Annotated in this window: 11 protein-coding genes; 8 read left to right on the forward strand and 3 right to left on the reverse strand. The window is 63.0% G+C overall.

All coding sequences use genetic code 11. The features are described from left to right. The first annotated feature begins 22 nt into the window (after nucleotides 1-22). The 6 genes from CFP66_RS28020 (at nucleotide 23) to CFP66_RS28040 (ending at nucleotide 7847) form a co-directional block, all read left to right on the forward strand. On the forward strand, nucleotides 23-244 hold the full coding sequence (locus tag CFP66_RS28020; protein ID WP_094928167.1) for a hypothetical protein: 222 nt from the start codon (nucleotides 23-25) through the stop codon (nucleotides 242-244). A gap of 2 nt (nucleotides 245-246) precedes the next feature. Then, nucleotides 247-807, forward strand: a complete 561-nt coding sequence (locus tag CFP66_RS48045; protein WP_158228237.1) for a DUF6879 family protein — start codon at nucleotides 247-249, stop codon at nucleotides 805-807. Nucleotides 808-823: 16 nt separating this feature from the next. Next, nucleotides 824-1651: a helix-turn-helix transcriptional regulator gene (locus CFP66_RS28025; protein ID WP_158228238.1), complete on the forward strand. Its 828-nt coding sequence runs from the start codon at nucleotides 824-826 to the stop codon at nucleotides 1649-1651. Between the two features lie 2113 nt (nucleotides 1652-3764). After that, nucleotides 3765-5204 (forward strand): hypothetical protein, encoded by a 1440-nt coding sequence (locus CFP66_RS28030; RefSeq protein WP_198961704.1) that lies wholly within the window; start codon nucleotides 3765-3767, stop codon nucleotides 5202-5204. Nucleotides 5205-5362: 158 nt separating this feature from the next. Then, on the forward strand, nucleotides 5363-6727 hold the full coding sequence (locus CFP66_RS28035) for a PIN-like domain-containing protein (RefSeq protein WP_255413900.1): 1365 nt from the start codon (nucleotides 5363-5365) through the stop codon (nucleotides 6725-6727). A 922-nt stretch (nucleotides 6728-7649) separates the two neighbouring features. Next, nucleotides 7650-7847 (forward strand): hypothetical protein, encoded by a 198-nt coding sequence (locus CFP66_RS28040; protein WP_094928171.1) that lies wholly within the window; start codon nucleotides 7650-7652, stop codon nucleotides 7845-7847. Nucleotides 7848-7877: 30 nt separating this feature from the next. On the opposite strand, the gene CFP66_RS28045 is transcribed toward CFP66_RS28040, so the two are convergent. The 3 genes from CFP66_RS28045 to CFP66_RS50415 all read right to left on the reverse strand — a co-directional run bounded on the left by CFP66_RS28045 (nucleotide 7878) and on the right by CFP66_RS50415 (nucleotide 9844). Next, on the reverse strand, nucleotides 7878-8579 hold the full coding sequence (locus CFP66_RS28045) for an alpha/beta hydrolase (protein ID WP_094928172.1): 702 nt from the start codon (nucleotides 8577-8579) through the stop codon (nucleotides 7878-7880). 342 nt (nucleotides 8580-8921) lie between these two features. Then, nucleotides 8922-9599 (reverse strand): aldo/keto reductase, encoded by a 678-nt coding sequence (locus CFP66_RS28050; protein ID WP_369805182.1) that lies wholly within the window; start codon nucleotides 9597-9599, stop codon nucleotides 8922-8924. Beyond that, entirely contained in the window at nucleotides 9497-9844 is a 348-nt protein-coding gene (locus tag CFP66_RS50415) for an aldo/keto reductase (protein ID WP_369805180.1), read from the reverse strand. The genes CFP66_RS28050 and CFP66_RS50415 overlap by 103 nt, the downstream gene beginning before the upstream one ends. 442 nt (nucleotides 9845-10286) lie before the next feature. Here CFP66_RS50415 and CFP66_RS28055 point away from each other — a divergent pair, with 442 nt between their 5' ends. After that, a complete protein-coding gene (locus CFP66_RS28055) occupies nucleotides 10287-10484 on the forward strand; it encodes a hypothetical protein (RefSeq protein WP_143517404.1) in 198 nt (65 codons plus the stop codon). Further along, on the forward strand, nucleotides 10481-10746 hold a 266-nt coding region (locus CFP66_RS28060; RefSeq protein ID WP_158228239.1), incomplete at its 3' end, for a Gfo/Idh/MocA family oxidoreductase. The genes CFP66_RS28055 and CFP66_RS28060, both read left to right, overlap by 4 nt.

Here is a 10746-nt window from a genome sequence, read left to right on the forward strand (position 1 = left end):
CTGCGACGAACAGGACGTCCCCATGAAGATCACCCGAGTGCTTCGGTCGGACTGCCCGTCGGGCATCGACTGCGACCGCATCCACGACACCGACGGCTCGGACCTCGCGGTGCAGGGCAGGCTCGTCTCCGACCCCGCAGAGCTGGCAGCCCTCGGCGTGACAGCGCTGCCACAGGGCGAGGGGATCGTGCTCATCGCCCGTCATCTGCTGCCCGAGCTCACCGACTCGCCGATCGGGGGCTGAGCGTGCTCGACCTCGCCGGACTCGCCGGATACATCGCCGAACACCACCGCCGAGACCTGATCCGGGTGGAGACCCTCGGCAGGTACGTCTCGGCGAGCGACGGCGTCGAGCTCGACCGCTACCTCGCCGGTGAGCCCGAGCCGGACCGCGCCGCCAAGGCCGGCTGGTTGGACCGCATCGGCTCCGACACCGCTGGCGGCCGGGTCTGGCGCCGGCTCCGGCTGGTCCCGGTGCCGATCACCGATTACGTCCGCTACGCCTGCGAGTGGGGCTACACCGACAACACCGCCGCGGGCGAGCAGGTCCGCGTGCTCGACCTGGCGGATGCGCCGGGTGGCGCCCACGTGCTGGCGGCCGTCGGCGACTTCTACCTCCTCGACGACAGCCATGTCGCGGCGATGCACTACGACGCTGCGGGGGCGTTCGTGCGGGCAGAGATCGTCGACGAGCCATTCGTGGAGATCTACCGCGCTGCGGCCCGGGCCGGGTGGGCGATCTCCGAGCTCTTCGACGAATGGTGGCCGCGACACCCCGAGCACCACCGAGCCGCCGCTGCGCGGTAACCGCGACACTGAGGCGGTGAGCACCAGCCAGACCGGCGACGAGCTGTCCCGCCGCCTCCGCGACCTCCGCCAGACCGCCGGCCTGACCAGCATCGCCGCCGCCGAGGCCGCCGGGATCGGCCAGGCCGCGCTCTCGCGCTACGAGAACGGCCGATTCGTGCCCACTCGGGCACGCCTCGAAGCCCTGCTGGCCGCCTACCGCGCTCCCGAGGAGGTCGCCGAGCGGCTGCGGGCGATGGTCGACGATCTGCGGGCGGAGAACCGCCGCGTCGTCGTCCACCGCAAGAACGCACCTGCCTTCCAGCGCCGCATCCGCGACATCGAAGCGACCTCGGAACACGTTGCCACGTTCCAGCCCGCCGTGATCCCCGGCATCCTGCAGACCGAGGCCTACATGCGGGTCCTGACCGCAAGTGCCGACCGCGAAGTCGCGGACGGGGTCATCGCCGCCCGCCTCGAACGCCAGAAGCTGCTCGGGCAGTCAGGCCACCGCTGGACCCAGCTCGTCACCGCAGGTGCCCTGCTGTGGTGCGCAGGCTCGGCGGCGACGATGGTCGAGCAGATCGACCGCATCATCGAGATCAGTCGCCTCGACGGGGTTCGGATCGGCGTGATCCCGGCCCGCCGACCGATGACGGTCTTCCCGCTCCACGGATTCGACCTCTACGACGAGCGTGCGGTCATCGTCGGCACGCTCGCGACCACCGCCGTCATCACCGAGTCGGCCGACGTCCGCCTGCACGTCGACATGTTCACGGCGCTGAGCGAGGCGGCCGACTTCGGAGACGGTGGACGCGCGGCACTGGCCGAGGTGCGCGACGGGTACGTCGCTGATGCCAGGTAGTGCACGGTCCGGCGGGCCGTACTTGCCCGGCGTGGCTCCGTCACCCAGCCTTTAGTTGACTGTGCTCTGCGGCGAGGCCCAGCCGCGGTAGCGCTGCTCGACCACGATCATGTCCACCAGGACATTCCCGGCGTCCCACCCAGCCCAACCGGACGGGGTAAGGGGCCGATCAGGCCGGCACGTCAGCATCGGCCGGGCTCGGACGACGTTGCCGGAGCGGTTGCCGGACGTGTTCAGACCTTCCTTCCTTGTTCAAGGCGCCGCCTGACGGCGGCGCGCGGCGCTGTATCCGATGCAGCCGCAAGCGCTCGCGCGGGGCATGCGGCCTCCGGCCGGTCCCCGCGCGGCGCATGGCCGCAAGCTGCCGCCGTATCGACAGAGCGTCTGACAGCGCGACGTCAACAGGTAATTGACAGATTCTGCCTATCTGGGACTTGGGGTCGCAGCGTCCGTGCTGCTTGCGCACTTGTCACTGGACGGCTGACCCCGGATACCGTGCGATAACTTCTTCGAGCGTGCTTCGGAGACTTTGATGCATGCCATAGTTGCCGCATGAGAGAGATTCGTCGCCCAAGGCAATCGTCAGTGGCAGTGCAGGCGGCAAGGCGTTTCTGTCGCGCGAGCCGGTATCAAGCCATCTTGCTGCTTGTCACGGCACTTCTCGTCCTACTCGCCATAACGTTTCCACTGGAGATGGGCGCCGTTGCGGCTATTTGCGGGACTGCATCATCTATCTGGTTGTCCGCGTCCCGGCTCCGTTGCCGACCGAGCTTCAGGGTCGTCCGACTCCTCTAAGGAAGCATCAAAAATTCCTAGCAGGACTGTTGCTGTCCACCAGGAGTCAACGTCGGTCGGCGACCAGTCCATCCCTAGACGCTGGCGTCGACGAGCGTCCAACCAGGCCGTCTCTTGCTCGTCACGGCCCGCCTGAAGCTTCAGAAGGCGCTGTTCCGCTGCCTGGCGACTAGAGACCCCGAGCGCATCGGCCATCTCCTGGAAAGAAACTCCTTGATCACGCGCGCGCCGGAGGAGAAGCCCCTCCTTGCGGTCCAGTAGATTGTGCAGACCGCGAATCATTGTCAGGCAGTCCAAAATATCTTTCCGCGACCATCGAATGCCTGTAAAGGGCGCATCTGCTGCGTCGAGCAGATAGGTGGACAGTGTGAGGTACGACGGTCGAAAGTTGCGAACCTTCGTCTCGTGCCTGCGCCAAACCCTGTTAAATGCCAGGACGAATCGAGCTGGTAGGCGTGCGTCCGGTTTCCGCCGCATTGGTCGAATGTAACAGCAGAAGCCCTCGCCGGGCGGGCAGGTCTCCGGGATGGGGGCGTGCCATCCCGTCGACCTCCCGGAGGGCTACCACACGACCACCCGCGGGCAGAGCTTCGTGACGTCGGCCGGCGGTGGTGATGAGGGCTGCCCGCGGGCGGCCGCGCGGTCGGGCTGCGCCAGGTCGACGGGATGGCACTAGGCGCGGGGGAGCACCCGGCGGGCAGCCGGTGTGACCAGATCTGTGACCGCGAGGCGTCGGCACGGGTCGGGGACGGCGTGCATCGGATGAGACCAGGCGGGCGAGGGTATCGAGGTCGGAGGCACTTCACGGCGCTACCTTAGAGGCATGGAGACGATCTACACCCGACTCATCACTCCGATGCCGTCGGTTCGAATCATACCCCCGCTATCACCGAAAACCGCCCCAAGGTCATCGTCCTGAGGGCCGTCGTCCAAGTAGTAAGTCCGGTAGTACGAGGTGCCTCAGGCGGAGTCGCGGGCGTCGTGCTGCGAGCGCTTCACCGCCAAAGCTGCGGCCCGCGGAATGGCAGTGTTTCGTCCGTGCCCGTAGGAGCTGCTGCTCACGCTCATCACGCGATTGACCGGTAGCCACAGCGACACGCTAGTCAGTACTGGGGCTAGCGCGGCAACGCCAACCTCAACTCGCGCACCCCGGTGAGGCCTACACCTGGCTCAGTCGACGATGGTCGGATGTGCTGGAGTCTACCGCTGGCGACATTGTCACCAGCATTGAGTAAATGTCGTGCAGACTTCTCGCCTCTGCGGTGGAAGTGCGGTAGCATGCCGACTCATGGCCTTATCGTTCACTGATTATTTCAGCGTGACGTCGGACGACCTAGAGAAGTGTGGCGCATTCGACCTCTCCTTGGAGAGTGATCTGCCGGTATTCATTGACCCGTTCCTGCTGTTTAATAGTCCGAAGGCCGAGTATCAGGACCTTCACCAAGAGATCCTCAAATATCTCATGCATCTGCGCGATCTTTCTATTCGGGGTAACGTAGACGATGGAACTCTGCGCAACCTGTACTGCTTCAGTGAGGTACGGCAGAACTGGCTAGGATTCACATTCATGGGGAACGGTGGAAGCGGCCTAGGGATGGCATTCGCGCGTGCGCTCAATGAAAGCCTACAGGACATTTTCAGCAACTTTGGAAATGAGCAGATAACACATGGGAGCCATCTTGAGAAGGTTTCCTTGATTCGTGGCCACGTTGGCCGCGACAACATGAGCGACTTCACGACCAACCTGATCAAGAAATTCCTTCTTGAATACACAGAGGCTTTTGCGAAGCTGCATATTGATGAGCGCTTCACGGCTGACGTCCGCGTCCCGAAGGCGTATTTCAATTTCCAGACAGAGTCATGGGCGGAAGCGACATACAGGCTTCCTGTATTCATCAAGAACGGGAAGCATGATTACGTGCTGCTTACCCCCACTGACATGTTGACCCGCGAGAACTTGTGGATCAGCTCGGCCGAGCTGCGCTCAAAATTCGAAGCGATCCCTGAGTCGATAACAGATGGCGAGCTGCGCAGTCGGGTGAATGCCTACTTTGCGAAGGCTCTAGGCAGGAGGCCGACGAAACAAGATCGGTCCGAGGCGATCGAGAAAACTCTCCGCGAATTTCCTGAACTGATTGACTACTATATTCGCTTGAAGGAAGAGCAGGGGGACCTTGCAGCCGAGCAAAGTCTTCTACGCGTGAGGGACGCCGAAAAAACCTTCAGGGTTGCAGCAGAGGCGGCATCTCTCGGACTCGCGAGCTCTACTGAGTTCTACGAAACTCCTCTAAATTCATACGCCGATGCACTTCGCCGGGTCCAATTTTTCAAACAATACGTAGAAAATCAGGATGGATACCTCCTGATCAATCCGAAGTCGGGTCGGCTCGGCACCGAAAAGGATGTCCAGTTGTTTTTCGGGCTGGTGTGGTTCGGCTCACCGTTCGACGTCAACAGGGAGGTGAATAACGGAAGGGGGCCGGTAGATTTCAAGACCTCGTTCGGTGCTAGCGATAAATCTTTGATTGAGCTAAAGCTAGCTTCGAACACTAGCCTGGAACGGAACTTGCGGAACCAGGTCGCGGTGTATGAGGCCGCGAACAGTACCGAGAACTCTATAAAGCTGATAGTGTGCTACACGGCGCACGATCAGAGCAAGGTAAAGAGAGTGTTGGCGAAGCTTGACTTGGAGACTGCGGAGAATATCGTAGTAGTTGATGCGCGTCGCGACAATAAGCCGTCAGGCTCGAAGGCGTAGGTTCCGCGCGCATCACGTGGCGCTGAGGCTGAGTTGAGCCGGGTCCGGAATTTTCCTATCGGAGGTTGTTGCCGGTGACAGACCAACCGTCGGATAGTCCAAAGGAACCCGTTGGTTTAGCGAGAGGGTTTCGAGCATGGTGGGCTCTATCAGAGGATGTGGGACCATTCATTCGTACTGGCCAAATAGTTCTAGATGCGAATGTGCTCCTGCATCTATATCGAGTGACACCGGCCGCACGTGAACAAATACTCGCAACATTGCTCGAGGTTCAGGGTCGAATTTGGATTCCGCATCAGGCGGCGGTTGAGTTCCACCGCAACAGGACTAGTGTGGTGCGCGCAAGACTGGGAACCTTCCGCGAAGTGCGGCAAAGCTTGAAGCAGGCAACCAATAATGCCGTTGCCGAAATACGTAAAGCAGTCGTACGTTTCAGGACGTTGCAGCAATCGAGCATGACCGGGAGAGATTGGGATCCTGACGCTAACGGTCTGGACGAGTTGTCGATCCATAGGCGAATTGATGGAGTGATGGATGGTGCGCTGGCCGAACTGGCGCGGATCGAAGCTGAACATGACCTCGGCCCCGATGATATCCGTCGAGATGACCCGGTCTTAGGGCGATTAGATGCAATCACTGCTGGTCGGGTTGGCCAGCCATATAGTAGTGAGCGGTTACAGAAGCTAGTTGAGGAAGCGATCCTCTATAGGTTCCCAAGTGAAATTCCACCGGGATACAGGGACACCGATTCTAAAGAGAACCCGTATCGAGCTGCAGGTGACTACATTCTGTGGCGGCAGGTGCTAGATCACGCCAAGGCGTACGCTCGTGGACAGTTGCTAGTACTGGTCACCAACGACGCGAAGGAAGACTGGTGGATTCTCGACGATAAAGGTCGGCCGAAAAGTGGTCGCCCAGAGCTAAAGCAGGAACTGTTCGATTGCAGCGGCGCTGTGATGGCGCAAATGATGCTCTCGAACTTCCTCGAGCAGGTCGCCGAGTATTATCCCGATCAGATTTCACCGGACACTGTTAGTCAGGTCCGCGAATCGGAACTTGCAGCTCAAATTGATGCAGAGATATCAGCCAGTTCTTTGGACTCTAGGCTCGACTTGATGAAGCTCAGCCCCACCGTCTTGGAGCATCTGGTCCGCCAATTACTTGAAGCAATGGGATATGAAGCCTTTATTACGAGGGCGACTCACGACAGTGGCTTCGACATTGACGCCATCCGTCCGACCTCGGGTTCGGAGAGGGAGCGAACTCTGGTCGAAGTCAAGCGCTATCGGTCTGTCGTGTCTCCTGAGACGGTGCGTGCGCTGTACGGCACTTTGCAGGATGAAAACGCCGATCAGGCAATGATCATCACAACAAGTTGGTTTGCGAGCAGCTCGAAGGTATTTGCCCAGGGTAAGAGCTTGACACTCGTTGAAGGAACGGAACTGCTGGCGCTTCTTCGTGAACACTTGGGTATTGAAGCTATCATTCCTGAGCGAAGGAAGCGCCCTACTGGCGATACGTGAATCTCGACGTCCCGGGTGTTTGGCGAGGGTGGGGACTGGACCTGCCCCTGCTCATCGCCGGTCGGCGGTGTCGACGAGTCTAGGGATCTCGACAAGCGAGAGAGCGGTGCAGGATAAGCATAGGCGCCGCTAGTAAGTGCCTGGCAGTCAAGGGGCCAGGAGCAAGAACGCCCTCGCCGGGCGGGCAGGTCTCCGGGATGGCCGGCCGTGCAGACCCGCGGGCAAGGTGGGGGAGGCGGGGTGCGGCATCCCGTCGACCCCCCAGAGGGCTACCACACGCCGAGCCGGGGGCAGAGCATGTCGAATACTGGTGGCGGTAGCGTCGAAAGCTGCCCCCGGCTCGGCGCGTGGTCGGGCTTCGCCAGGTCGACGGGATGCCGCACGAGCCCCGAGGTGGGCAGCGGGCCGGTAGGCAGGGCGGTCGGCAGCGCCCCCGTCTTACCCCCACATTTCAGCGGCAGAGGTCCGTAGGCGATGCCCGAGAACGGTAGGTGTGTCACGGAGATCGGCGCAGCTCACAGCAGGTGATGGCAGCCGATCGGCATCGACCGCAGTAGTGGATCTTGTTTCGCAGGGTTACTGGTTCGAGTCCAGTCGGAGGAGCTCACCCGCAGGTCACAAGGTTGGCTGCGGAAGCGCTCACGATCAACACATCACTCGCCCATCAAGAATTCCGGGCGGCCCTGCCGACTGCGAGCTGCAACGCGTCGGCCGTGCGGCGACTCGTGAGGCGTGCTTCGCGGAGGTCGCGCGAGGTGTTCGACGGGTCGCGCCAGCCTGCCCAGTCGCTGCGGGGTCCCCGGCCGTGGAAGTCGGGAACAGTTGCCGACGGTGCAGCCCCTGATCGTCGTCGTACTCGCCGCTGCGGGGCCCGGTTCGAAGTCCGGGAGGAGACGTCGAGCACCTGGTCGTGCTGAGACGGGTGGCCGACGCAACGGAGCCCGCGCTGCAGTGGCAGGAGGTGACCCTGCCGGTCCTCACCGGGCAGGTGACAACGGTGAACCTGCTCGGCGACGCGCTGCGCTGGGTCCTCGACGATCCGGAGCCGGCACAGCGCCTGCGCATCAGGCCGGAGCCGATCCCCGGCCGTTCGAGCCATGCTGCGATGGTCCTCGGATGACCTGAGTCCGGCGCGTCTACACGCCGACCCTCAGCGGTGCCCCTCCACGACCGCCGTGATCTCGGCTCGCAGGATGGATGCCAGCTCCGCCGGGCGGGAGAGGAACGGCGAGTGTGAGGTCGGAAGCCGCTCCACCCGACCGGCTCGCTGCGCCATCGCTTCCTGAGCGTGCATCGGGATCGCGGCGTCCTGCTCGCAGACCACGTAGGTGCTCGGGATCGTGTGCCATGCCGCACTGGTGAGGGGTTGGCCCGTCGAGGGCAAGGACTGATGGCCCAGAAGCGCGATCGCCGATCGTGCTGTCGCCTCGTCGACGTCGCCGTAGAACACCTCCTCGGGGCGCAAGGCATTCAAATAGCCCTCAGCCTCGTGGACGTCCCACCAATCCGGCCGCTCGCCTCCTGCCGCCCCGAGGAGCGACTCACCGACATCGAGCTGGAACGCGGCCAGGTAGATCAGTCGGGAGATTTGCGAAAGACCGCTGAGCCCCTCGGTCGCAGGTACCCCGCCGTAAGAATGCGCCACGACCAGAACCGGGTCTTCGATCTCGGCGACCACATCCCGGATCGCCGTGGCGTCGGCGTACATGTCGCCCAGCGCTGTCGGATCGGGCCCGGACGACGGCAACGCCACCGTCCGAATATTCAGATCTGGCAGCTCACGAATCACCGCGTCCCACACCCATGGCCCGTGCCAGGAGCCATGGACGAGGACCAGCGTGGGTTTCGACACTCTTCGACACTAGTGCTCCGGCCGGTGTCCAGCGTTCAGGGGTGACACATCGCCCGAGGCGTTACTCCGGAGCCAGGCGGTCACTGGGTCCCACCTGGTCCTCCTCTTGACCGTCGGTGGCCGAGGCGATCGACGCGGACGAGGTCCGGGTGCAGTCTTCCGACGGTGGGTGGGTCGGCCACCAGCACTCCCAGGATCGCCCGCCGATACAGCCTGACAGCTCACTACCGGCATCGCAATACACGCAACGTGTCGACGGGCGGTGGGTGTCGTCCGGAACCGTGGAGGACTCCATGATCAGTGCGGTTCCCACTCCACCGGCCCCTCTATCGCCGGTCGCTCTCAGCGGCCGAACACAGACTTCAACCGCTCGGGGACGCGCTCACCCTGGATTTGGGTCGCGGCCGCCTCGATGCGTTGCAGGTCGACCAACGTCAATTCGACATCGAGCGCTCCCAGGTTCTCTTCCAGACGATGCAGCTTGGTTGTGCCGGGGATCGGCACGAACCACGGCTTCTGCGCCAGCACCCAGGCGAGGGCGATCTGGGCTGGCGTGGCTCCCCTGTCGTCGGCAATCTCCTTCAGCAAATCGACCAGTGCTTGATTGGCCTGCCGTGCTTCAGGGGTGAAGCGCGGCAGCATGCGGCGGAGGGCGTTGTCGGCCAGCGATGTGCGGGAGTCGATTGTGCCGGTCAGATAGCCCTTGCCCAGTGGGCTGTATGGAACCAGACCGATGCCCAGCTTCTCCAGGGTCGGAATGATCTCGGCTTCGTGGTCTCGCGTCCAGAGCGAGTATTCACTTTGCAGCGCCGTCACAGGCTGCACGCCGTGGGCGCGGCTGATCGTCGTCGCGCCGGCCTCCGATAAACCGAAGTGCTTGACCTTACCTTCGGTGATCAGCTCCTTGACCGTGCCTGCTACGTCTTCGATGGGCACGTCGGGATCGACGCGGTGTTGGTAAAGAAGGTCGATGCAATCCGTTTGCAGGCGCTGGAGCGAGGCCTCGGTCGCTCGACGGATCTGCTCGGGTCGGCTATCGAGCCCCGACGTCGGGGTCGGCCCGTGCTCTCCGTGCTTGAGCCGAACTTGGTGGCGATCACCACCCGGTCGCGGACCGGCGCCAGCGCCTGACCGACCAGCTCTTCATTGGTAAAAGGGCCATAGACTTCGGCCGTGTCGAAGAAGGTCACGCCGCGGTCAACCGTGGCCCGCAGCAGCTTCGTCATCTCGACCGGGTCCGGGGGTGAACCGTAGAAGAAGCTCATGCCCATGCAGCCGAGTCCGAGGGCTGAAACTTCGAGGTGCTGTCCGAGTCTGCGTTTCTGCACTGGAAAAGGCTCCTTCGGTAAAGGTCATCTGCGCCCATTGCTCCCGCTGTTCAGCCGGAACCGGTCACGGCAGGTTAGGTCCGCCTTGCGGGCGGCAGGGAGTCCCTCCTGGTACAGGTACTTTCGATGCCACCCTTGTTCGGTGGGCTGACACCCTGTCAACCTGCAATTCTTCGTGCCGTCGCGTTGCACGACCCCGCGGCGTAGGCGGTGGCCGCGGCTCGATCGATCCAGACCTCTTTTCTGTACCGATCGGAATGGAAATCGTGCGGTCGGGGTTGCTCGCGCCAGGGCGGCTCCGCGATGAGAGGTCGCAGTGTGTCGCCCGGTTCATCGCAGCCGAGTGCAGTCCCGGCTCCGGGGCGGCACGGAGACCATCGTGTCCGACGTCGACGTGCGCGAGTTCTACCGGCGCTACATCGAGGCGCTCAACGCCCATGAGTTCGACCGCGTGGACGAGTTCATCAACGACGAGACCACAGCGGCAGCTGGCCGGCTGACCCAGGAGCAGTCCAGCGGCAAGCAGCATCCGCAGATCGGTCCGGTCCGATCTGTCAGACGGAGGAAGAAGCAATGACAACCGACAACCTGGGCGCAAGTCGTCGGATCGGTGTCGGCATCGTGGGTCTGAGTGCGTCGGGCGGTTGGGCGGCCGGAGGGCACGTGCCTGCGCTGTCGGCCGTGGACGGGATCGAACTTCGAGCGTTGGCGACGGGTTCTGCTGCGTCGGCGCGCGCCGCGAGCGAGGTCTACGGGGTGCCCGGGTACGCCTCGGTCGAGCAGCTCGCGAGGGATCGGGGTGTCGATCTGGTCGTCGTTGCGGTCAAGGTGCCTCGGCA

It is taken from the genome of Pseudonocardia sp. MH-G8 (assembly GCF_002262885.1).
Lineage (GTDB): Bacteria > Actinomycetota > Actinomycetes > Mycobacteriales > Pseudonocardiaceae > Pseudonocardia.